Origin of the sequence: Ruminococcoides intestinale, assembly GCF_040095935.1 — a bacterium.
Lineage (GTDB): Bacteria > Bacillota > Clostridia > Oscillospirales > Acutalibacteraceae > Ruminococcoides > Ruminococcoides intestinale.
Genome location: NZ_JBBMFQ010000001.1, coordinates 291,321 through 313,113, shown reverse-complemented (window position 1 = coordinate 313,113; position 21,793 = coordinate 291,321). Strand labels below are relative to the sequence as shown.

The window sequence follows — 21,793 nt, the reverse complement described above, 5'->3', positions numbered from 1 at the left end:
AGGAGATACAAAATGTTTTTATCTATGAACTGGATTCAGGACTTTGTTGATTTGAGCGGTCTTGATAAAATTGAACTTATCCGCAAATTTTCTCTTTCCACAGCCGAGGTTGAAAACGATATTCTCCGCAAGGGCAGTGAAATCAGCGGTATTGTTGTAGGTGAAATTAAGTCGGTTGAAAATCATCCCGATTCAAAGAAACTTCATCTCCTCAAAATTGATGCAGGCGAAAATGAACTTATTGATGTTGTCTGCGGTGCTCCGAATGTAAGAGTCGGTCTTAAAACCGCTTTTGCAAAGGTTGGCGCTAAAATCGGCGAAATCACGATTACACCAAGAGCTCTTGCTGGCTTTACATCAAACGGTATGTGCTGCAGTGAGGCTGAAATCGGTATCAGCGATGACAACTCTGGCATTATGGAAATTACAGACGATGTAAAGAACGGCACAGACCTTAAAGACATTTATGAAATTGACGATATCGTTTTTGAGGTTGATAACAAGTCGCTTACAAACCGTCCCGACCTTTGGGGACACTATGGAATTGCAAGAGAATTTGCCGCACTTGCAGGCAGAGAGCTTAAACCTTTTGACCTTGACGATTTAAAGGCATATGACGGTCTTAAAAAGATTGATATGAAGATTGAGGACACTCTCTGTCAGAGATACAGCTGCTTACAGATTGAGAATATCAACCGCAATGTAAGCCCCGTAAATATGAGAATCCGTCTTTTCTACTGCGGTATGAGAGCAATAAACTATCTTGCCGACCTTACAAACTACCTTATGCTTGAAATGGGACAGCCGATGCACGCTTTCGATTCAAGAAAGGTTGAAAAAATCAGAATCAAGCGTTTTGACAAGCCCTTCACTTTCAAAACACTTGACGGTGTTGAAAGAAACATTGACGAAAACACACTTATGATTTGCAACGGCGACACTCCTGTAGCAATTGCAGGCATCATGGGCGGTCTTGATTCGGAAATTGTTGACGATACAACTACTCTCACACTCGAATCCGCAACATTCAACGCAGTTTCCGTAAGAAAGTCAACAGTAAGACTTGCTCACAGAACAGACGCATCAATGAGATATGAAAAATGTCTTGATCCTGAAATGACTGTTACTGCAATTGCAAGATTTGTATATCTTCTCAAAAAGTATGACAGCGACATCAAGGTTGTTTCTTCGCTCACAGACGAGTACGCATTCAGGTATGACACAGTTGTTCTTGACTTTGACAAAAACTTTGTTGACCGCTACACAGGCATTGAAATCAGCAACGACAGAATTGTTGCAACACTCGAAAGCCTCGGCTTTAAGGTTGAGCTCAACAACGATAACTTCAGCGTAACGGTTCCAAGCTGGAGAGCAACAAAGGATGTTACAATCAAGGCTGACATCATTGAAGAAATCACCCGTATTTACGGCTATGACAACTTTGAAATTCACACAACACGCTCTCCCCTCTACCCCGTAAGAGCAAGCGTTGTTAAAACTACGGAAAACAAAATCAAGGATATGCTCGTTAAGAGGTACAATCTCCACGAGCTTCACTCATATGTATGGGCATACAACGATGAACTCAAGGCAATTGACATTCCTGTTGAGGATAATGTTAAGCTTGCAAACGCAACTAACCCGAATATTGAAACATTAAGAAATTCAATTGTTCCCACACAGCTTTGTCAGATTAAATCAAACCTTTCATTCTCAAACGATTTCGGTATTTTTGAAATCGGCAGAGTTGTAAACGGTCTTGATGAAAACGGTCTTTGCATTGAGAACAAAAAGCTTGCAATCACACTTTACAGCAAGACAAGAAATGTTAAGGACATCTATTTTGAACTCCGTGACATTCTCGCAGTTGTAACGGATGAAATCAAGCACAAGGCTCTCACATTTGAAAAGGCTGAACCGACTCACAGCTACGAACACCCCGTAAACCTCTATTCGGTATGCCTTGACGGCAGAAATATCGGTACAATCGGCATTGTTCATCCGACAGTAAACAAGAAGATTGACAAAAAAGCCGCAATTGTATTTGCAGAAATTGATGTGAACGCTTATGCAAACACAAAGGCCGCTCCGATTGTTTATGACGAACCGTCAAAGTTCCCGCCGATGGACTACGACATCAGCGTTGAAGTTCCTCAGGGAATGTTCTTCTCACACCTTGCAGAGTGTTGGAAAAACGAAGGCGGAGAGATTCTCAAAAGCACAAAGATTGTTGACACATATGACACAGATACAGTTCACAGCGTAACAATCCGCTTTGAGTTCTCGTCAAATGAAAGAACACTTTCATCAGCCGAGGTTCAGAAGATTATGGACAAGATAATTTCAAATCTTTCTGAAAACGGAGTAAAGCTCAGAGGCTAAAAATTATGGGGGCGGTTTTTCCGTCCCCTTTTTGTGACATAATCTGACAAGCATAAGATAAAATTAAAAAATATTACTGCTGTTTTATCACACAAAGCAATGTTTTTGACATTGAAATAACATAAATTAGGCATATTTATTAAAAAGTGCTTGAAATTTACTTTGAAATATGGTATAGTAGCAGAATAGGAGGTGTTTCAGTATGTTGGATAAAACAATGATTTTTTCTCTTGGTGAGGAAAAAGATGACCAGATAAAAGCAGGGCTTACAATCGTTTATGATGCCCTCCGTCAAAAAGGATATAACCCTATTAATCAGATTGTGGGATATATTTTAAGCGAGGATCCGACCTATATTACAACATATAATAACGCTCGCAACATCATCAGCAAGATCGACCGTGACGACCTACTTGAAGCACTGGTAAAATCGTATCTTAATGTTTAAGAAAGGATGATGCCTTGTGGCAGATACCAAAAAGACCGAAAAGAAATTTTCGACTTACAAGGGCAGACCGCTCGTTCGTTGCAATGACGAGATTTACTACGGCAGTATGGAAGAACCGTATGTTATAAGAATGCAAATCAAAAGTAAAAAGGATGTCAACGGAACTGAGATTGCCGATAAGGTAACAGTTCAGCTAATGGCTACAGACCCTTATCTTTCACCGAGAAAACAGCTTGTTAAGTCAAGCGAGAAAAAGGGATTGTTCCTTGCTATGGATATTGCAGACATCTGGCTTGAAAGAGCCCTTGCAAACAAAATGTAATTTAACATTGAATTTACGGAGTAATCGGTTTTGGTTACTCCGTTTTTTCTTATACGGCTACGGCGTATTGCCGCCCCTCTCGTGAAGATTGTAATTACATTGTCATTATTTTCAATATCTGTATTCAAGCCAAAAGCAGGGCAACAAAATTATGTTGTCCTGCTGATTTTTGTATTTGATTTATAAGTTACGCTCGGAAATATTTACTTTCGCCTATACGAAATTGTCTTTATGAACCGAGGACGGTGGCACACCGCTTATGCTTTGTAAAATTTAATTTATAAGTTACGCTCGGGAATATTTACTTTTGCCTATACGAAACTGGCTTCACGAACCGGGGACGGTGGCACACCGCTTACGCTTTGTAAAATTCAATTTATAAGTTACGCTCGGGAATATTTGCCTTTGCCTATACGAAACTGTCTTCACGAACCGGGGACGGTGGCACACCGTTTATTTTACTGTGTATCCTGCGTCCTCTACTGCTTTTTTAAGAACGGAATCTTCAACATTTTTTGACATTGTAAGAACGGCTGAGCCTTTCTCGTGGCTTACTTCTGCCGATTCAACACCGTCAATTGCCTCAAGAATTTTCTTTACTGTTGCCTCGCAATGCGGACACATCATACCTTCGATTTTCATTGTTTTTTTCATGGTTTTATTCTCCTTTTTATTTTTATGTTTTATTTTTCTGTCATGCTTTGAGCTGTGAACCTTAACAAAATTAAGCCTTAATGCGTTTGTTACAACGCAAAAGCTTGAAAGGCTCATTGCCGCCGCACCGAACATCGGATTTAACTGCCAGCCGAAAAGATTGATAAATGCACCCATGGCAAGCGGAATACCGATTACATTATAAATAAATGCCCAGAAAAGATTTTCGTGAATGTTACGGAGTGTTGCTCTGCCGAGTCTGATTGTTGCAGGAACATCTGCAAGACGGCTCTTTACGAGTACAACATCTGCCGCATCAATTGCAACATCCGTTCCCGCTCCGATTGCAATACCCAAGTCTGCGCTTGTGAGGGCAGGCGCATCGTTAATGCCGTCACCGACCATTGCAACCTTGCCGTATTTTTTCAGCTCTTTTACATTCTTTTCCTTGCCGTCAGGAAGAACTCCTGCAACAACTTCATCAATGTCTGCATTTTTTGCAACGGCTTTTGCGGTTTTTTCGTTATCGCCCGTAAGCATTACAACACGCACACCCATATTTTTGAGTTCATTAACAGCCTGTTTTCCGTCCTCTTTTATTATGTCCGCAACAGCAATAATACCGAGAAATTTATTTCCTTTACTGAAATACAGCGGAGTTTTGCCCTCTTCCGCAAGCTGTTCAGCCTTTGCTTTTTCGTCTGATGAAATTTCAGCAAACTGTGAAATATATCTGTAATTACCGCCGTAAACGCTTTCTGAGCCGATTTTTGCGGTAAGTCCGTTACCCGTTACGGCATTGAACTCAGTCACTGCATCGCCGATAATATGCCTGTCGTTTGCATAAACTACAACTGCCTTTGCAAGTGGATGTTCACTTGATTTTTCAAGAGCAACGGCTGTTTTCAAAAGCTCGGTTTCCGAGATATTTTCGACTGTAACAATATCTGTAACGGCGGGTTCACCCTTAGTAACCGTGCCTGTTTTGTCAAGAACAACCGTGTCAATTCTGCCTGCCGTTTCAAGCGAAACTGCGGTTTTAAAGAGGATTCCGTTCTTTGCGCCTACACCGTTGCCGACCATAATCGCAACAGGGGTTGCAAGTCCCAATGCACACGGACAACTGATTACAAGAACGGAAATGGCTCTTGCAAGCGAAAAGCCTACACTTTGACCGAGCAACAGCCACACGATTGCAGTAATCACGGCAATTGTGATAACTGCAGGAACAAACACGCCCGATACCCTGTCGGCAATTTTTGCGATAGGCGCTTTGGTGGCAGACGCATCACTGACCATTTTAATAATCTGCGACAGCGTTGTGTCCTCACCGATTCTCGTAGCCTCACAGCGGATATATCCCGACTGATTGATTGTTGCGGCTGAAACCGTATCGCCGACAAGCTTGTCAACAGGAACGCTTTCACCCGTCAGAGCGGATTCATTGACCGCACTTTCACCGTCAATAACGACTCCGTCAACAGGAATACTCTCACCCGGACGAACTGCGAATATATCGCCTTTTTTCACCTGCTCTATCGGAACAGTATTTTCAACACCGTCAACTACAATCGTAGCAGTCTTTGGTGCAAGTTTCATCAAACCTTTGAGAGCATCGGTAGTTTTGCCCTTTGAGTGAGCCTCAAGCATTTTTCCGACTGTGATGAGTGCCAAAATCATTGCGGCTGATTCAAAATAAAACTCGTGCATATACGACATAACCGCCGCCGAGTCACCTCTCACCTGTGCATCGGTCATCATAAACAACGCAATTGTGCTGTAAACAAAGGCTGTGCCCGAACCAAGTGCAACAAGCGTGTCCATATTGGGAGCAAGGCGGATAATCCCCTTGAAGCCGCTGACAAAAAATTTCTGATTAATCACCATCACTATGCCTGACAAAATCAGCTGAACAAGTCCCATTGCAATATGGTTGTTGTCAAAAAATGACGGCAAAGGCCATCCCCACATCATATGTCCCATTGAAAAATACATCAACACTGCAAGGACAATGAGAGATGCGATAAGTCTTTTTCTGATTTTGGGTGTTTCGGTATCTTTGAGAGAATCCTCTGCATCGGGCGATTTTTTCTCTTTGCCTTTCAAAGACGCACCGTAGCCGGCATTCTGCACGGCATTTATAATTGCAGACGAATCAGCTGAACCGTCAACATTCATTGAATTTGTAAGCAGACTGACGGAACAGGAATTTACTCCGTCAATCTTTGATACTGCCTTTTCAACACGGGCAACACAGGCGGCACAGCTCATACCCGTTACATTGTATTGAGTCATAGTTTCTCCTACTTCATAAGCTTTTGCAAAACACCGACAAGCTCGTCAATTGTTTCATCGTTACCTGCCCTTATGTCATCTGCAACACAGGTGCGGATATGATTAGCAAGCAACTCCTTGTTAAAAGCGTTGAGTGCCGCATTGGCGGCGGCAACCTGTACCAGAATATCGGGACAGTAGGCATCTTTTTCAAGCATACCCTTTATCCCCCGTATCTGACCTTCAATACGATTAAGTCGGTTTACAAGCGACTTGTATTCTTTTTCGGTGCGGTGCTTGTGCTTTGCACAATGTTCACACTTATTATTCTCCATAATATCAACCTCATAATTTCAAAATAGGATATATTATTCAAAACCCTTAAAAATACCCCCTATAGGTATCTTACAGTTATGATTGTATACCCCGTTGGGGTATTTGTCAATAGGTAAATCACAGAAAAAAGCAGAATGCATTACGCACCCTGCTTTTATAGGATAATATTAAAATAATTCCGAATGAGTTCCGAGTCTGTAGAGCATTAAAACAAGCACATCATCTTTAATCTCATAAACAAGCAACCAATCAGGCTCAATATGACACTCACGAGTCCCTTTATAATTTCCCATAAGGTCATGGTCTTTATATTTGGCATTTAGAGTTTCACCGTTTGCCAATGTATTGATTACGCTAAAAAGTTTATCGAGATTTTTATGTTGTTTTTTCGCAAGTTTTAAATCTTTCTTGAATTGAGAGGTAAACTGAACATCGTATTTCATACTTCCAAAGCCTCTCTAAGTGCATCCATGCTTGAATATCTCGGAGTGTTTGGATCAGACATAATTTTTCTGCCTTCTTCTATAGCGGCAGCTGTGATATCATTTGGTATATCAAGTTTCAACTCAAAAGGAATGCCGTGTTCGCGAATGGCAGTTCTTAAAAAAATGTTTACTGCAGTTGTCATGTTAAGACCGAGTTCGCTGAAAATTTCTTCTGCCTTATCTTTTACTTCTTTATCTGTTCTAATATTAAGATTGGTTGTTGCCATAAAAACATCTCCTTTCAAGCATAGTATATGCTTATTTTCGGTTATTGTCAACATGCTGTCATTAGAAAATGTGCTTCAATAACATAAAAAAACACCGTACAAAATGTACGGTGTTAAAAGCTGTTATTAAATTAGTCAGCTGTGTAAGGAAGCAAAGCAAGGTGACGAGCACGCTTGATAGCAACTGTAAGCTCACGCTGATGTCTTGCGCAAGTACCTGTTACACGGCGAGGAAGAATCTTTCCTCTTTCTGACATATAACGACGAAGACGAGCAATATCCTTGTAATCGATATTCTCAACCTTGTCAACACAGAAGCCGCAAACCTTCTTGCGAGCTTTTCTGCCACGGTTCATTGGTCTGTCTGCCATGATGAAGTTCTCCTTTCAATGAGAATTATTTAAATTAAGTTGAAGTTAAAATGGTAAATCATCGTCCAACGGCATATCCTGAAAATCAGAGTTTGAACCGCTCTGATAAGATGCAGGTGCCTGCTGAGCAGGTTCCTGATGATAAGCCTGGTTTCCGCCGTAAGACGGAGCACCGTATGACTGATTGCCGCCATAGGACTGATTGTAGCCGCCTGCATTGTTGTCACGGCGTTCGCCTGTGAACGAAACATTGTCTGCTACAACCTCAACAACGTAACGGTTTGAACCGTCCTTAGCCTGGAACTGGCGGCTCTGGAGCTGTCCTTCAACAGCAATGAGAGAACCCTTTCCAAAGTAACGGCATACAAATTCCGCTGTACTTCTCCAACATACAATGTTAAAGAAGTCGGCTTTACGCTCCTCGCCCTGCTTTACATAGTTGCGATCAACTGCAATGCTGAAGCTTGTAACGCTTACGCCTGTGTTTGTTGTTTTTAATTCAGGGTCAGCTGTAATTCTGCCCATTAAGATTACTCTGTTTAACATACTTTTCCTTTCGTGTTCGGGTTAAAACCCTACAAATTGATTATTCGACTTCCTTCTTGATTATCATTGAACGCATTACGCCTTCTGTGATCTTGTAGATACGGTCGAGCTCTGCAGGGAACTCAGCTTCACTTTCAAAATCGAAAAGAACATAATAGCCTTCGCTCTCTTTGTTGATAAGGTAAGCAAGCTTTCTCTTGCCCCATTCGTCAACATTCTTCAAAGTGGCATGCTTCTCAATGAGAGCCTTGAACTTTTCAACGATAGCCTGGATACCTTCTTCGCCCTTCTTCATTGAAATGATCATTACTGTTTCGTAATTAGCTGTTACTGCCATTAATATTGCACCTCCTTCTGGACATTATGGCGGTTTTCACCGCAAGGATTGTTATGTACACAACATAACAGATTCATTATAACATAAAATCACGGTTTGTCAACATTTTTTTACTGTTTTATTAATTTTCACTTCGAGCCGATGCAATAAATTTCTTCACTTTTTCAAAATCTTTACCGTTGCCGTTTGAATTTTCAACACCCGAACTTACATCAACTCCGTCAGGCTTAACGACTTTTACGGCTTTTGCAACGGTTTCGGGATTCAGACCGCCTGCAAGCATAAACAATTTATCATCACGAGGCAGATTTTCAAGCATTGTCCAGTCAAAGGTTTTTCCGCTGCCGGGTTCGTGTGCGTCAAAAACATAGCCTACAATGTTCGGGTTCATTCTGTATTCTTCAAACTTTTCAAGGTCGCTCACATTAAAAGCACGAATTACCTTGAGATATGGATTTGAAAGCACGTCTCCTCCAACCTCACCGTGAATCTGAATGTAATCAAAACCGCAGTCGTATGCAGTTTTCACCTGTTCAAGAGTCGGAGAAACAGTTACCGCAACCGACAAAACATTTTTATCAAGCGTTTCAATCAGACTCTTGGCGGTTTCGGGAGAAATATTCCGCTTACTCTTTGGAAAGAACATTACAAAGCCCGCAAAATCGGGTTTGCAGGCATTTACTATCTTAATGTCTTCGGCGGATGTAATTCCGCAAATTTTAACTTTCATAAACTCACCTACAAAACAATTGTACCATATCGAATTAACGGTTGCAATAAAAAAAGACAAAGGACAGTCTGTGTGGCTGTCCTTTATCAATATCGGGAAGTAATCCAATTACTTATTAGCTGTTAAATACGCCTGTTGAAAGGTAACGCTCACCTGTGTCGGGGAACAATGCAACGATTGTCTTACCTGCGTTTTCTTCACGCTTGGCAAGCTCAATTGCGGCTGCAAGAGCGGCGCCTGAAGAGATACCTACGAGTATACCTTCTGTCTTTGCAATATCATTTGCATTTGAGAAAGCGGCTTCGTTAGCAATCGGAAGAATTTCGTCATATACCTTTGTATCGAGAGTATCGGGAACAAAGCCTGCGCCGATACCCTGAATCTTATGAGGGCCGCCGTGACCTTCCGAAAGTACGGGAGAAGTCTGCGGCTCAACTGCAACAACCTTTACATCAGCCTTCTTTGACTTGAGGAAGTTACCCACACCGCTGAGTGTACCGCCTGTGCCGACACCTGCAACGAAGAAATCAACATTGCCGTCCGTATCCTCCCAGATTTCCGGACCCGTTGTATCAAAATGAGCCTTAGGGTTAGCAGGATTCTCAAACTGACCGAGGATAATGCCGCCGTCAATTTCCTTTTCAAGCTCTTTAGCCTTTGCAATTGCACCGCTCATACCCTTTGTACCGTCAGTAAGAACGATTTCAGCACCGTATGCCTTGAGGAGGTTTCTTCTCTCAACGCTCATTGTTTCGGGCATTGTGAGGATTGTCTTGTAGCCCTTTGCAGTAGCTACAGATGCAAGACCGATGCCTGTGTTACCTGATGTCGGTTCAATGATTGTTGAACCCTTTTTGAGCTTACCGCTCTTTTCAGCATCCTCAACCATAGCTCTTGCCACTCTGTCCTTAACACTGCCGGCAGGGTTAAAGAGTTCAAGCTTTGCAACAACCTTTGCCTTGAGGTCATATTTCTTTTCTATATTAACGAGTTCGATAAGCGGTGTTCTACCGATAAGTTCTGTTACACTTGTATATACTTTGCTCACAAAAATCAAGTCCTTTCAAAATTCAACAAATTAAAATCAGTCATCAAGTGAATCAAATGCTTCCTGAAGGTCATAGATAATATCGTCAATATTTTCTGTGCCGATTGAAAGTCTGATAGTGTTTGGCTTAATGCCCTGTTCTGCAAGCTCTGCCTCGCTGAGCTGTGAATGAGTTGTTGATGCAGGGTGAATTGCAAGAGATTTAACATCTGCAACATTTGCAAGAAGTGAGAATACTTCGAGGTGGTCGATGAATTTCTTTGCAGTTTCAGCGTCACCCTTGATTTCAAATGTGAAGATTGAGCCTGCACCCTTCGGAAAGTATTTCTTGTAAAGTGCGTTGTACTTGCTGTCAGGAAGTGAAGGATGATTAACATTTTCTACCTTCGGGTTCTTAGAGAGGAAGTCAACAACCTTGAGTGCATTTTCAACATGGCGTTCAACACGAAGTGAAAGTGTTTCAAGGCCCTGGAGGAACATAAATGCGTGGAACGGTGAAAGTGTAGCGCCTGTATCTCTGAGGAGAATGGCACGAACATAAGTTACAAGAGCAGCACCCGGAGCAGCCTCTGTAAATACTGCACCGTGGTATGATGCGTTAGGCTCTGAAAACTGTGGGAACTTGCCTGATGCAGCCCAGTCAAACTTGCCGCTTTCAACGATTACACCGCCGAGAGCCGTACCGTGACCGCCGATAAACTTTGTTGCCGAATGAACAACGATATCTGCGCCGTACTCAAACGGTCTGAGAAGATAAGGTGTAGCGAATGTGCTGTCGATTACAAGCGGAATCTTGTGTGCATGAGCAATGTTTGCCACTTCTTCAATATCAATAATATTTGAATTGGGGTTACCGAGTGATTCAATAAAAACAGCCTTTGTGTTTTCGTCAATTGCATTTTCAAATGCGTTTTCTTCGTCAGGATCAACGAACTTTGTTGTTACACCGTACTCTGAGAATGTATGCTCAAGCCAGTTGTATGTGCCGCCGTAGATTGTCTTTGCGGCTACGATGTTGTCGCCTGCTTTTGCAAGAGCCTGAAGTGCATATGAAACTGCCGCTGCACCTGATGCAACTGCAAGAGCTGCTGTGCCGCCCTCAAGAGCTGCAATTCTCTTTTCAAAAACATCCTCTGTCGGGTTTGTAAGTCTGCCGTAGATGTTACCTGCATCTTTGAGTGCAAAGCGGTCTGCAGCGTGCTGACTGTTGTGGAATACATAAGAAGTAGTTGCGTAAATCGGAACTGCTCTTGCGTCTGTTACAGGGTCTGCTGTTTCCTGACCGATGTGAAGCTGTTTTGTTTCAAATTTAAGATTTCTTTCGCTTAATTTACTCATTTTAATGTCCTCATTTCATTTTTAATTTCAGAAGTTATGTTGCGGATTTGATGTGTCCCGTATCACATTCGTGCATTACTGCAACATCGTTTGAATCTGAGATTTTTCATTTGGATCACCTTTCCCATATTTCCTATTTGATTGGTGGGTTTTAATTGGATTGTCTATATCATACCACAGATTTTTTATTTGTCAATAGGTTTTTTGAAATTTTTTCTTATCTTTCCTATTGGTTTAGTAGGTTTGCTGGGTTTTGATTATTGAAAAGGTCGAAAAAGCCGATATTCAAGCCGTTTTTTAAATTTCAACCGTTAAGCAGTCAATTTGAAATTTTTTCTGATTTTTTAAAACTAATATTCAAAAGCATCATTTGCAAACGGCAAAACACCGCATTACCTACTAAATTGCTGTGTAAACAGCAAAAGCACCCGTAAAGGATGCTTTCGGATTATATTAAATTACATAGTTATCTGCCGAATTTGCGATAATGTCGGCAAGAGTAATGTTGTCAACAACATCGTCAATAGCCTTCTGGAGTTTCTCCCACACAAAAAGCGTTGAACATTGTTCACGACGATCACAGGTATTTTCATTACCCTCAAGGCAAGCCACGGGTGCAAGACTGCCCTCGGTAAGTCTTAAAATCATACCGACAGTATAATATTCGGGTTCATGAGCAAGACGATATCCTCCGTTTGAACCTCTTGCGCTGAGCACATAACCTGCCTTTGTAAGTACGGTAATAATCTGTTCAAGGTATTTAAGCGATATTCCCTGACGGGCGGCAACCTCCTTTAGGGCTACATTTTCCCCTTGTTTACACTGAGCAAGGTCAACCATAAGTCGGAGCGCATACCTGCCCTTTGTTGAAATTTTCAAATTAACCACCCTATTCATATATTAATAATATGATTAAAGCATATCATAAACGGCTGTATATGTCAATGAGCCTGTTGCACAACAATAACCTATTTAACTTGTAAGAAAACACAAAAAGCGGGAGCGAAAAACGCCCCCGCAGAGTTTATATATGAAGTTACGACGATACACCGCAAATCAGTGTTACAATTCTTACTGCAAACAAAGCAAACGCAACCCACATAATCGGATGAATTTCTTTGATTTTGCCTGTAACAATCTTGAGAATAACCCAAGTAAGGATACCGAACATGATACCTGTTGCTATTGAATATGCAAACGGCATAAAGATGATTGCAACGAAACCGCCGACTGTATCGGCAATGTCTGAGTCAAAATCCATCTTTGTAACATTCTTAATCATAAGAAGACCTACAAATACGAGTGCAGGAGCTGTTGCAAATGAAGGAATAGCAAGGAAAATCGGATAAAGCGGAATAGCAAGGATAAAGAGAATTGCAGAAGTAAGAGCTGTAAGACCTGTTCTGCCGCCCTCTGCAACACCTGTTGTTGACTCAACATAAGATGTTACTGTTGATGTACCGAGGCAAGCACCAAGGCATGTACCGAGTGCATCAGACATAAGAGCACGACCTACACGGGGAAGTTCGCCCTTTTCATTGAGGAGATTACCCTCCTGAGCAACACCGATAAGTGTACCTACTGTATCGAAGAGGTCAACAAAGAGGAATGCAAATACGATAACGGCAAAGTTAAGCGCATGCTGTGCCACATAACCGAAATCAAACTTGAAGAAAGTTTCTGTTGCCATGTTCTGGACAGGTCCGAATACAGAGTAGTTTGCAAAATCAGGAATGAGTGATGCACCCTGATACCAACCGCAAAGCTGAGCAATGATGCCGAGAACCCATGTTGCAAGGATACCGATAAGGATTGAACCTTTAACTCTGTAGTGCCAGAGTGTAGCAACAATGAGGATACCGACAAGTGCAAGAACCACCGGAGCAGAACCAACATCACCGAGCTTAACGAGAGTTGATGACTGAACAGCCTTGCCGTCATAGTAAGCGTCTGTTGTGATAACGCCTGCGCCCTTAAGACCTACAATTGTGATAAAAAGACCGATACCTGCCGAAATACCGTACTTGAGGTTCTGAGGAACCTTGTTTACAAGTGTTTCACGGAATTTGAAGATTGAGAGGATAATGAAAATAATACCCTCAACAAGGATAGCTGTCAAAGCTACCTGCCATGGATTTGTGATACCCTGCTCTGCAAGCTGCGGAACAACTGTGTATGCAAAGTATGCATTCAGTCCCATACCGGAAGCAAGAACTACAGGATAGTTGGCATAAAATGCCATGATGAGTGTTGCGAAAGCAGCCGATACAGCTGTTGCTGCAAAGATTGCATTCGGATCCATTCCTGCGGCAGAAAGAATACTCGGGTTTACAGCGAGTATGTAAGCCATTGCAAGGAATGTTGTAATGCCGGCAATAATCTCGGTTTTGACATTAGTGCCGTTTTCTTTCAGTTTGAAAATCTTTTCCAAAAGAAAGCCCCCCTAAAATATTTTGTCGAAACACGACATAGTTAAATTGTAGTTTATTCTTGCCAAAATTTCAAGTGGTATATTATACAAATTCATTGCAAAAATCAAGTTTTTGATTGTTTTGTGAAGTTTTTTGAGGAAAATCCGGTACAGGCAATTATTGAACATTTCACGAATAAAATTATATAACGATAAATTTTAGTTTAAGGGGTGCTGTTATGATTGAGTTACTCGGATTTTTAGGACAATATATATGTTTTTTCATTCTTCATGTTTGCGGAGGCGGTTCGTTTCCAAAACCTTTAACAGAAAAGCAAGAGCGTGAATGTCTTGAAAAAAGTGCAAACGGCGATATTGCGGCAAGAAATATGCTTGTTGAACACAATCTGAGGCTTGTCGCACACATAATAAAGAAATATTACGGAACACAAAGCGAACAGGATGACCTTGTATCCATCGGCACAATCGGTCTGATAAAGGCAATCAACACATTTGACATGAACAAAAACATAAAATTAAGTTCTTATGCGAGCAGATGCATTGAAAACGAAATTCTTATGCATTTCAGAAATGCAAAGAAAAGTGCACAGGATATTTCTTTAAACGAAACAATTGATACCGACAAGGACGGCAACCCTCTCACCCTTCTTGATATTATGTCGGTTGACGATAACATAATTGACAATCTTGATTTGAAGCTTAATTCAAAAAAGCTCGGTCAGTTCATAAAAGAGGAACTTAACGAGCGTGAGCAAAAGATTATTGTACTGAGATACGGTCTTGACGGCAAGGAAGCCATGACTCAAAAAAGTGTTGCCAAAATGTTAGGCATATCCCGTTCCTATGTCAGCCGCATCGAAACCAAAGCGTTAAAACAATTGCGAAAACGATTTGAAACAAGTTCGAATTTGTGAGATAATATGTTAATTAAATTCATCAGGGGTGTTCATCGAATGCCCCTGTATATTTCACAACAAAAAAATTCTTGACATATACCAAACTGCGTGATATAATAACAATGTTGCAGATAAGCGGATGTAGTTTAGTGGTAGAACTTCAGCCTTCCAAGCTGATCGTGTGGGTTCGATTCCCATCATCCGCTCCACAAGAAAAGGTACTCAATACTGAGTACCTTTTCTTTTTGCAAAATTAAAAAATAAAACAATCAGATGGGAATCGAAAGCCCGTTTAGAAAACAGTTCAGTGAACTGTTTGTAGGGCGTAGCGTTGATCCAAGTTAAGCCTAAACGCTTTAGACAAAGACGAGATTGGCAACTTCTGTATCACAAAGTAATCATCCGCTCCATTAAAAGGTACTCAATACTGAGTACCTTTTCTTTTTGCCAAAATTAAAAAATAAAACAATCAGATGGGAATCGAAAGCCCGTTTAGAAAACAGTTCAGCGAACTGTTTTTAGGGCGTAGCGTTGATCCAAGTTAAGCCTAAACGCTTTAGACAAAGACGAGATTGGCAACTTCTGTATCACAAAGTAATCATCCGCTCCATTAAAAGGTACTCAAAAATGAGTACCTTTTCTTTTTGCCAAAATTAAAAAATAAAACAATCGGATGGGAATCGAAAGCCCGTTTAGAAAACAGTTCAGCGAACTGTTTTTAGGGCGTAGCGTTGATCCAAGTTAAGACTAAACGCTTTAGACAAAGACGAGATCGGCAACTTCCGTACCACAAAGTAATCATCCGCTCCATTAAAAGGTACTCGAAAATGAGTACCTTTTCTTTTTGCACATTTTACTGCGTTCAAATTTAAACACAACATCAATCAAATCAGAACATTTTTATAAAGTTTACAATCTAATTGCAATGGGAGAACACGGTTCTTCCCTACAAAATGACAACTACTTTGTTTCATTTATATATTATTTGACTAAATTAAAATCTTACCAATCAAAACTTTTTCTTCAATTTGGCAAGCTTTTTTTCGGCATCTTTATATCCGCCTTTGACGGCTTTTTCGTAGGCTTTTACTGCTTCTTCCCTATTGCCTGTTTTTGCATAATATTCACCCAATGCGAATGATGCTGACGCTATGCCGTTATCGGCGGCGATTTTATAGTACTCCATTGCAAGTTTCGGATTGCGGGTAACACCTCTGCCATCCATAAGAATATCTGCAATTTTGGACGCTCCATTCGCACTGCCGAGGTCTGCGGCTTTTTTGTACCACATAGCCGCCTGTTCGGGATTTTTGACACCGTTCACGGAAAATTCAGCCATCCACAATACGGCAGGAAGATAATCGAAATCGGTTGCAAGGGTATTCATTATATTTTTAGCACGGGCAACGGTTTCAACGGTCGGATTTTTCAAAAGCCGTCTTGCCTTCATGTATTCAAGCTCGCACATTTCTTTTCTGTTCTGAACGCTTGTACCGTGCAGAATCGTGCTTACATCGCTCTTAAATTCGCCGTCATTCGGTTTTTCAGGGGACTGATATTTTTTCATTTTATCAAACAAGTTCATGACTCTCCTCCTTACCGTTTTCTGCTTATCATATATTTCACTTTAATATTACGAATACACAATTTTTATCATATCAAAACATTCAGAAAAACATATGATAGCATCAAGGCTTGCGGATGATATCCGCCCCTACAAGTTTGTCATTCTACATTAAGATTATAAATGAAAACTGCGAATTTATAAATCTGTTTGGGCATTATATTCAAAAAGCATATTGCTTTTATCCTTAAATTCGATTATAATTTACTTGTAAACATAAAAGCCACTTGTTTTTTAAGGAGATAACGATGAATATATTTGACAACATTGCCGCTAATCTTTCATTAAAGTATGAAAATTCGGAATTTTATAAAAACAAACTCATCAAACGATACAAGCCACTCATCACACCGGGTGTAAAGTCACAGGACGAGCTTATCATTTCTCTTGGAAAGCACTTTGACCTTGAACTGACCGACAAGGCTGTTATGAGCAAGACTTTTCTTGAACTCTGCGTTATGGGCAATATTGATTGTGATGAGCCTGATATGATTGATTTTGAGATTTACAGAGTTGTGAGGAATTCAAAGAGCGAAGCACTTTATGCCTGCGAAAAATATGACCTCGATGATGACGATATTTTTATAATTTTTGAGGAGCATAACAACTTCTTTATCAGTAACTCGCAGATTGTCGAGATGCTGCTTATCATCAAAGAGGGTGTTTCTGCCGAGGACTATGAGAATGAAACTCCCGAATTTCTCAACTACATCCGTGTCTGCCGCTACTTCTGCCAGACAAACTTTTTCAAGCTCAACAAGGCTGTTACATATGACGAGTTCGATATGATTGACATTCCCGAAGACGAAAGTGATTCTGACGATGCCGATTATTTTGACGAATCTGATGATGAGGCTGACGATTTCACAGACGCAATTGAGTTTTAATTTTTGAATTTTCACTTTTCGACTTAACAAAATAGCAAAAAAATTACGAGGAAGGTTTTATGCCTTCCTCGTTTTTGTTTACTGCAAATCACTTTCTGAAAGATGAATTCTATCAAAAGTAGCGTCTTTAAAATCGTCTGAAAATGCATTTATTACCAAGGTATGTAAATTGTAGTAGTACTGAATACCATTTTCATTAAATACATATGTTGTTTCGTTGCTGTTCTTACATTTTCCAACCAACCTGTTAGAAACAACAGGATTTGCGTCAATCAATGGTGCAATCAAAACAGCCGCCAAAACACATAATATCACTACAGGTATCACTATTTTTATTGGAGCAGGTTTCTTTTTCGGATTAACCTGAACAAAATTCTGAGAATATTCAACATTTGTACTACTATCTGAATTAGCAGAATTATTTACAGTCACATTTTGAACATTACTGTCTGTTGTGTTTGTCACAGGTTCAGTTGAACTATTAACACTGTCACTTGGCTCTGCCGCAGAAACAAATTATTCAAGAAACGAGCTTATCAATGTAATCCTCAGTCACGGCGTTGAAAACATCATAATAGAATAATCAAACTTTTTATCGGGAAGGAGAAATCCTTCCCTTTTTTCATACTACGGACTGAACCGCAACAACTTTAAAGCAATGTTCCTCATTGTCTGCATAAATCTGCGCCGAGAAGAACTCGTCCATATTGCAGAAAAGTCCATACGATTCAATTCCTACATCTTCATCCCTGTCAAGGCGAGCAAGCACTTCGTTGATTTCATCGGTAAATGCAACGATTTCTCCCACATTTTCGGGAATCCACTGCACACCGTCAATTCCGATTATCATTTCCTCATCCCACTTTTTGCGGCACTTTTTAAATGCTTTTTCATCATCAACATAAATATATCTTTCGATTATATTCTTGATTTCCTCAGCTTCATCGTGATACTTTTCAAAATCAAATGCGATAACAAGAAACATTTCACTATTCCACAAATTTGAAATTGCGAAGTCCTTTTTCTCAACAATGTCGCCAAAATCAAAAACATTGTCCATACAGGTTTTATCGTCAATGTACTGGGATAACCACAAATCAATGCCGTCAAAATAAGCTATTTTTCCGTACTTGAAGTCCTTTTCGCCAGAATTTTCAAGGCAATCAAAAATGCTTGGAACTCTATCAGGAAAACACGCCACCGTGATAAATTCCTCATCGGAACAGTTGCCGATATTCACAAATTTTCCGCTGCAGGTGATGTCAATTGTGAATCCGCCGTGATTACCGAGCTTCTGGATTATCTCGCCCGCACTTTCGTCTTCGGTTTCAAAAAGCGTTTCATCGCCCTCAATATCAATATGCAAATCAAAGTCAGCATTTTCACATCTCTTCGACATCGTTGCATAGGAAAGCAGCGCCAAAAGGTATGCACGGATACCCTTGATTGCTTCGGGATTTTGCGGTGCGTTTTCAAACACAAGCTTTTCGTGGATCTTTCTTTTACAATTCATTAACATAATAATTTCCGCCTTTCATTAACTTAGTAACAATTATTGTTATTGCCCTTTTAATTAGGTTTTTCCTTTCCTTTTCTTTAATAATATTATACCATAAACCACTGTCCCATTATCTACCCTCTGCTCTAAAAAACGGCTTATTTATGCGGTTTTTTTGCGAAAATTCTTCATTTATTAAAAACAGAACATCTTGACAAATGTGTGAATTTTTTGTACAATTTAAAAGTCTGTTTTTATAGGAGAGAATTCGTTTATGGAAAGAGAAAATTTTAAATCCCGACTTGGGTTTATCCTTGTAAGTGCGGGTTGCGCTATCGGAATCGGCAATGTGTGGCGATTTCCGTATGTTGCAGGACAGAACGGCGGCGGACTATTTGTACTTTTGTACCTAATCTTCCTCGTTCTTATGGGAGTTCCTGTTTTGACAATGGAACTTGCAGTCGGAAGAGCGAGCAGAAAAAGTGCTGTTCTCGGCTACAAAAAACTTGAAAAGCCAAAGAGCAAGTGGCACATTCACGGCTGGTTCTGTATGCTCGGATGCTACCTTTTGATGATGTACTACACCACGGTTTCGGGTTGGATGACGAGCTACTTCTACAAATTTGCGACGGGTTCATTTGAAAGCGGAATGACCTCGGAGCAAGTTGGCGGAGTATTCAACGAATTGCAGTCAAATCCGCTTGAAATGGTAATTTGGATGGCGATTATCACCGTCCTCGGATTCCTTGTTTGCAGCAGAGGTATTCAAAAGGGCATTGAAAAAGTCAGCAAAGTTATGATGATTGCGTTGCTCATACTCATTCTTGTACTCGCAGGCAACAGCTTATTCCTTTCGGGTGCAGGTGAGGGACTCAGCTTCTACCTTATTCCCGATTTGGACAAGGTGAATGAAATCGGACTTGGCAATGTTATTTCAGCCGCTATGAATCAGGCATTTTTCACACTCAGTCTTGGCATTGCGGCAATGGAAATTTTCGGCAGTTATATGTCAAAAGACCACACTTTGCCGAGTGAGTCAATCAAAATTTGCGCACTTGACACATTTGTTGCAATTATGGCGGGTCTTATCATCTTCCCCGCTTGTTTTTCATACGGTGTTCAGCCCGACCAAGGCCCTGCTCTGATTTTCGTAACACTTCCTAATGTGTTCGTAAATATGGCCGGCGGAAGAATTTGGGGTACTCTGTTCTTCCTGTTTATGACTTTTGCGTGCTTCTCAACAATCATTGCCGTGTTTGAAAACATCATTTCGTTCTGGATTGATATGTTCGGCATCAGCAGAAAGAAGTCTGTTCTTATCAACACAATCATCATTCTTATCGCAAGTTTGCCGTGTGTGTTCGGTTTCAACATTTGGAGCGGTTTCCAAATTTTCGGTCAGAATGTTCTCGGTATGGAAGATTTCCTCGTAAGCAACATTCTTCTTCCTGTAGGTTCGCTTGTGTATCTCCTCTTCTGCGTTACAAAATTCGGTTGGGGATTTGACAACTACCTTGATGAGTGTAACACCGGTAAAGGCATTAAATTTTCAAAGGCTTTAAAGCCGTATTTCAAGTATGTACTCCCTGTTCTTGTACTGATTTTGATTGTTCAGGGATTCATAAAATAAGTTAATATATTTCTTTAAAAGCAAAATCCCGACAGTATGTTTTTGATACTGTCGGGATTTTTTATGTCCGCATTTATTAAATTTACTTTTTACGGTTAAACTTTTTCACCTTTTCGGAAAGCTCGACGAGCTCTTCTTTTGAAAGTTCGGGAAGATGTTCAAGGTCATCAAGAAACTTTGCACTGCTTTCGTCAGCACGAAGTTTTGTGCTTTCGACATAGTAGCTTGTGATTACGCCCGGAACTACTGCAATGATGAGAATTGAACATATCGAAAGAAAGATTGAAAGCACTCTGCCGACAAGCGTTGTTGCAAGCACATCGCCAAGTCCGATTGTTGTGGCAACGCTGAAGCAATACCATATGCTGTCAAAAAGCCGAGTTATGTTCGGCTCAAAAATCCATATTGCAACACTCACCGCAAAAAATACGATAACATAACTGCACAAAAGCTTAATTGCGCCCGTCCGTTTGAGGACAATTTTCAACAGTCTTGTCTTTTTCAAAGCACCACCCCACTTGTATAAATTATAGCAATTAAAATTACCTCCGTCAAGGCGGTGGATATACAGCTTTAAGAATAGAATCATTTGAAAGTGAAATTGTCCTATCGGACAGTTGCGGATGACATACCGAATAAAAATAAAACCGACCTGTCATAACAACAAGTCGGCTTTACTTCTGAAATATAAAATGAAATGAAAAATTAAAATTAACGATTAATCGGAATATTTTCTGATTTTGAGATAAATTCCCCTGTCATCGGCAATTTTCTGACAAGCCCTGATGTCTTCTTCGGGGATTGTATCTACGATTGAAAACTGCGTATGTTCAAAATATTTCTTTGCATCCTCTGCAAATTTGAGCATTGACTCATACGCATGGTCAAAAACAGGACGGCAAACTTCGTCATACTTTTCCGATGAACAGGTATTGAGGCTGATTGAAACAGAATCAATATACTTTGAAATCAACTCAGCTGTGGGCTTGTTGTTGATTCTGTCAGAAAGACCGTTTGTGTTGAGTCTGAGTTTGATGTCGGGGTGCTTTTCCCTTACATATTTTGCGGTTTCAAGCATATTGTCAAGAGCTGAAGTCGGTTCGCCGTAGCCACAGAATACAAGCTCCTTGTAACCTGTGAAATCAAAATCATCAACAGCCTTTTTAATATCCTCCATACTCGGATCATGCTTGTGCCAGAGTGTATCTGCACTGCCGACCGAATCGGTATTGTTGCGGATACAGAATGTGCATCTGCAAGGGCATTTGTTCGTCAGATTAGCATAGATAGATGTTTTGTACACATAAAGAATATCTGCCATTATGTTTT

At 40.6% G+C, this 21,793-nt stretch carries 23 protein-coding genes and 1 tRNA gene; 7 read left to right on the top strand and 17 right to left on the bottom strand.

From position 1 onward, the window contains the following. Window positions 1-12: 12 nt before the first annotated feature. From pheT to WMO31_RS01515, 3 genes are all read left to right on the top strand, one after another. A complete protein-coding gene (gene pheT / locus WMO31_RS01525) occupies window positions 13-2,382 on the top strand; it encodes a phenylalanine--tRNA ligase subunit beta (RefSeq protein WP_117949603.1) in 2,370 nt (789 codons plus the stop codon). 202 nt (window positions 2,383-2,584) lie between these two features. After that, complete coding sequence (locus WMO31_RS01520; RefSeq protein WP_015523616.1) at window positions 2,585-2,830, top strand: IreB family regulatory phosphoprotein; 246 nt, start codon at window positions 2,585-2,587, stop codon at window positions 2,828-2,830. Between the two features lie 16 nt (window positions 2,831-2,846). Beyond that, window positions 2,847-3,152, top strand: coding sequence for a hypothetical protein (locus WMO31_RS01515; protein WP_021883365.1), 306 nt, complete (start codon window positions 2,847-2,849; stop codon window positions 3,150-3,152). A gap of 453 nt (window positions 3,153-3,605) precedes the next feature. Here the strand turns inward: WMO31_RS01515 and WMO31_RS01510 are convergent, their stop codons facing one another. The 12 genes from WMO31_RS01510 to WMO31_RS01455 all read right to left on the bottom strand — a co-directional run bounded on the left by WMO31_RS01510 (window position 3,606) and on the right by WMO31_RS01455 (window position 13,929). Beyond that, window positions 3,606-6,101: a heavy metal translocating P-type ATPase gene (locus WMO31_RS01510; RefSeq protein WP_303675807.1), complete on the bottom strand. Its 2,496-nt coding sequence runs from the start codon at window positions 6,099-6,101 to the stop codon at window positions 3,606-3,608. Between the two features lie 8 nt (window positions 6,102-6,109). Beyond that, window positions 6,110-6,415, bottom strand: a complete 306-nt coding sequence (locus tag WMO31_RS01505) for a metal-sensing transcriptional repressor (protein ID WP_015523613.1) — start codon at window positions 6,413-6,415, stop codon at window positions 6,110-6,112. A 168-nt stretch (window positions 6,416-6,583) separates the two neighbouring features. Continuing rightward, window positions 6,584-6,859: a type II toxin-antitoxin system YafQ family toxin gene (locus WMO31_RS01500; RefSeq protein WP_021883368.1), complete on the bottom strand. Its 276-nt coding sequence runs from the start codon at window positions 6,857-6,859 to the stop codon at window positions 6,584-6,586. Then, window positions 6,856-7,128, bottom strand: a complete 273-nt coding sequence (locus WMO31_RS01495; protein ID WP_101028948.1) for a type II toxin-antitoxin system RelB/DinJ family antitoxin — start codon at window positions 7,126-7,128, stop codon at window positions 6,856-6,858. The genes WMO31_RS01500 and WMO31_RS01495 overlap by 4 nt, the downstream gene beginning before the upstream one ends. Before the next feature lie 131 nt (window positions 7,129-7,259). Then, entirely contained in the window at window positions 7,260-7,499 is a 240-nt protein-coding gene (gene rpsR, locus WMO31_RS01490; protein ID WP_015523610.1) for a 30S ribosomal protein S18, read from the bottom strand. A gap of 45 nt (window positions 7,500-7,544) precedes the next feature. Next, complete coding sequence (locus WMO31_RS01485; protein WP_046432146.1) at window positions 7,545-8,045, bottom strand: single-stranded DNA-binding protein; 501 nt, start codon at window positions 8,043-8,045, stop codon at window positions 7,545-7,547. Window positions 8,046-8,085: 40 nt separating this feature from the next. Beyond that, window positions 8,086-8,382 carry a 30S ribosomal protein S6 gene (gene rpsF, locus WMO31_RS01480; RefSeq protein WP_015523608.1) on the bottom strand — a complete coding sequence of 99 codons (297 nt, stop codon included), beginning with the start codon at window positions 8,380-8,382 and terminating at the stop codon, window positions 8,086-8,088. A 121-nt stretch (window positions 8,383-8,503) separates the two neighbouring features. Further along, window positions 8,504-9,112, bottom strand: coding sequence for a phosphoribosylanthranilate isomerase (locus WMO31_RS01475; protein ID WP_367999086.1), 609 nt, complete (start codon window positions 9,110-9,112; stop codon window positions 8,504-8,506). Between the two features lie 115 nt (window positions 9,113-9,227). Next, window positions 9,228-10,160, bottom strand: a complete 933-nt coding sequence (gene cysK / locus WMO31_RS01470) for a cysteine synthase A (RefSeq protein WP_021883372.1) — start codon at window positions 10,158-10,160, stop codon at window positions 9,228-9,230. A 36-nt stretch (window positions 10,161-10,196) separates the two neighbouring features. Next, the gene (locus WMO31_RS01465) at window positions 10,197-11,498 is read right to left on the bottom strand and encodes an O-acetylhomoserine aminocarboxypropyltransferase/cysteine synthase family protein (RefSeq protein WP_367999085.1); all 1,302 of its coding nucleotides are present in this window, start codon (window positions 11,496-11,498) and stop codon (window positions 10,197-10,199) included. A gap of 453 nt (window positions 11,499-11,951) precedes the next feature. Further along, window positions 11,952-12,377 carry an RrF2 family transcriptional regulator gene (locus tag WMO31_RS01460; RefSeq protein ID WP_021883374.1) on the bottom strand — a complete coding sequence of 142 codons (426 nt, stop codon included), beginning with the start codon at window positions 12,375-12,377 and terminating at the stop codon, window positions 11,952-11,954. A gap of 157 nt (window positions 12,378-12,534) precedes the next feature. Further along, window positions 12,535-13,929 carry an NCS2 family permease gene (locus tag WMO31_RS01455; RefSeq protein WP_101028953.1) on the bottom strand — a complete coding sequence of 465 codons (1,395 nt, stop codon included), beginning with the start codon at window positions 13,927-13,929 and terminating at the stop codon, window positions 12,535-12,537. A 218-nt stretch (window positions 13,930-14,147) separates the two neighbouring features. Here WMO31_RS01455 and sigK point away from each other — a divergent pair, with 218 nt between their 5' ends. Together sigK and WMO31_RS01445 are read left to right on the top strand one after the other, a co-directional pair. Beyond that, a complete protein-coding gene (sigK, locus tag WMO31_RS01450; protein WP_046432149.1) occupies window positions 14,148-14,843 on the top strand; it encodes an RNA polymerase sporulation sigma factor SigK in 696 nt (231 codons plus the stop codon). Between the two features lie 117 nt (window positions 14,844-14,960). Continuing rightward, a tRNA-Gly gene (locus WMO31_RS01445) sits at window positions 14,961-15,034 on the top strand. An 800-nt stretch (window positions 15,035-15,834) separates the two neighbouring features. Here WMO31_RS01445 and WMO31_RS01440 read toward each other — a convergent pair. Continuing rightward, window positions 15,835-16,410, bottom strand: a complete 576-nt coding sequence (locus WMO31_RS01440; RefSeq protein ID WP_367999084.1) for a tetratricopeptide repeat protein — start codon at window positions 16,408-16,410, stop codon at window positions 15,835-15,837. Between the two features lie 287 nt (window positions 16,411-16,697). Between WMO31_RS01440 and WMO31_RS01435 the strand changes: the two genes are divergently transcribed. Then, window positions 16,698-17,336: a hypothetical protein gene (locus WMO31_RS01435; protein WP_303675810.1), complete on the top strand. Its 639-nt coding sequence runs from the start codon at window positions 16,698-16,700 to the stop codon at window positions 17,334-17,336. Window positions 17,337-17,414: 78 nt separating this feature from the next. On the opposite strand, the gene WMO31_RS01430 is transcribed toward WMO31_RS01435, so the two are convergent. Together WMO31_RS01430 and WMO31_RS01425 are read right to left on the bottom strand one after the other, a co-directional pair. Next, the gene (locus tag WMO31_RS01430; protein WP_147337722.1) at window positions 17,415-17,801 is read right to left on the bottom strand and encodes a hypothetical protein; all 387 of its coding nucleotides are present in this window, start codon (window positions 17,799-17,801) and stop codon (window positions 17,415-17,417) included. A gap of 157 nt (window positions 17,802-17,958) precedes the next feature. After that, on the bottom strand, window positions 17,959-18,855 hold the full coding sequence (locus WMO31_RS01425; RefSeq protein WP_021883383.1) for a hypothetical protein: 897 nt from the start codon (window positions 18,853-18,855) through the stop codon (window positions 17,959-17,961). 253 nt (window positions 18,856-19,108) lie between these two features. Here WMO31_RS01425 and WMO31_RS01420 point away from each other — a divergent pair, with 253 nt between their 5' ends. Continuing rightward, on the top strand, window positions 19,109-20,464 hold the full coding sequence (locus WMO31_RS01420; protein WP_294370418.1) for a sodium-dependent transporter: 1,356 nt from the start codon (window positions 19,109-19,111) through the stop codon (window positions 20,462-20,464). 82 nt (window positions 20,465-20,546) lie between these two features. Here the strand turns inward: WMO31_RS01420 and WMO31_RS01415 are convergent, their stop codons facing one another. Beyond that, window positions 20,547-20,969: a potassium channel family protein gene (locus tag WMO31_RS01415; protein ID WP_046432160.1), complete on the bottom strand. Its 423-nt coding sequence runs from the start codon at window positions 20,967-20,969 to the stop codon at window positions 20,547-20,549. Window positions 20,970-21,182: 213 nt separating this feature from the next. Beyond that, window positions 21,183-21,785: a TIGR04100 family radical SAM protein gene (locus WMO31_RS01410; protein ID WP_303676083.1), complete on the bottom strand. Its 603-nt coding sequence runs from the start codon at window positions 21,783-21,785 to the stop codon at window positions 21,183-21,185. Between the last annotated feature and the right edge of the window lie 8 nt (window positions 21,786-21,793).

Excerpts from the sequence above, each read along its gene's own strand:
- WMO31_RS01420 (WP_294370418.1), top strand. The coding sequence starts at position 19,109 with ATGGAAAGAGAAAATTTTAAATCCCGACTTGGGTTTATCCTTGTAAGT.
- rpsR (WP_015523610.1), bottom strand. The coding sequence starts at position 7,499 with ATGGCAGACAGACCAATGAACCGTGGCAGAAAAGCTCGCAAGAAGGTT.
- WMO31_RS01425 (WP_021883383.1), bottom strand. The coding sequence starts at position 18,855 with ATGTTAATGAATTGTAAAAGAAAGATCCACGAAAAGCTTGTGTTTGAA.
- WMO31_RS01500 (WP_021883368.1), bottom strand. The coding sequence starts at position 6,859 with ATGAAATACGATGTTCAGTTTACCTCTCAATTCAAGAAAGATTTAAAA.
- rpsF (WP_015523608.1), bottom strand. The coding sequence starts at position 8,382 with ATGGCAGTAACAGCTAATTACGAAACAGTAATGATCATTTCAATGAAG.
- WMO31_RS01475 (WP_367999086.1), bottom strand. The coding sequence starts at position 9,112 with ATGAAAGTTAAAATTTGCGGAATTACATCCGCCGAAGACATTAAGATA.
- pheT (WP_117949603.1), top strand. The coding sequence starts at position 13 with ATGTTTTTATCTATGAACTGGATTCAGGACTTTGTTGATTTGAGCGGT.
- WMO31_RS01495 (WP_101028948.1), bottom strand. The coding sequence starts at position 7,128 with ATGGCAACAACCAATCTTAATATTAGAACAGATAAAGAAGTAAAAGAT.
- WMO31_RS01465 (WP_367999085.1), bottom strand. The coding sequence starts at position 11,498 with ATGAGTAAATTAAGCGAAAGAAATCTTAAATTTGAAACAAAACAGCTT.
- WMO31_RS01510 (WP_303675807.1), bottom strand. The coding sequence starts at position 6,101 with ATGACTCAATACAATGTAACGGGTATGAGCTGTGCCGCCTGTGTTGCC.
- sigK (WP_046432149.1), top strand. The coding sequence starts at position 14,148 with ATGATTGAGTTACTCGGATTTTTAGGACAATATATATGTTTTTTCATT.
- WMO31_RS01410 (WP_303676083.1), bottom strand. The coding sequence starts at position 21,785 with ATGGCAGATATTCTTTATGTGTACAAAACATCTATCTATGCTAATCTG.
- WMO31_RS01440 (WP_367999084.1), bottom strand. The coding sequence starts at position 16,410 with ATGAACTTGTTTGATAAAATGAAAAAATATCAGTCCCCTGAAAAACCG.
- WMO31_RS01485 (WP_046432146.1), bottom strand. The coding sequence starts at position 8,045 with ATGTTAAACAGAGTAATCTTAATGGGCAGAATTACAGCTGACCCTGAA.
- WMO31_RS01435 (WP_303675810.1), top strand. The coding sequence starts at position 16,698 with ATGAATATATTTGACAACATTGCCGCTAATCTTTCATTAAAGTATGAA.
- WMO31_RS01505 (WP_015523613.1), bottom strand. The coding sequence starts at position 6,415 with ATGGAGAATAATAAGTGTGAACATTGTGCAAAGCACAAGCACCGCACC.
- WMO31_RS01520 (WP_015523616.1), top strand. The coding sequence starts at position 2,585 with ATGTTGGATAAAACAATGATTTTTTCTCTTGGTGAGGAAAAAGATGAC.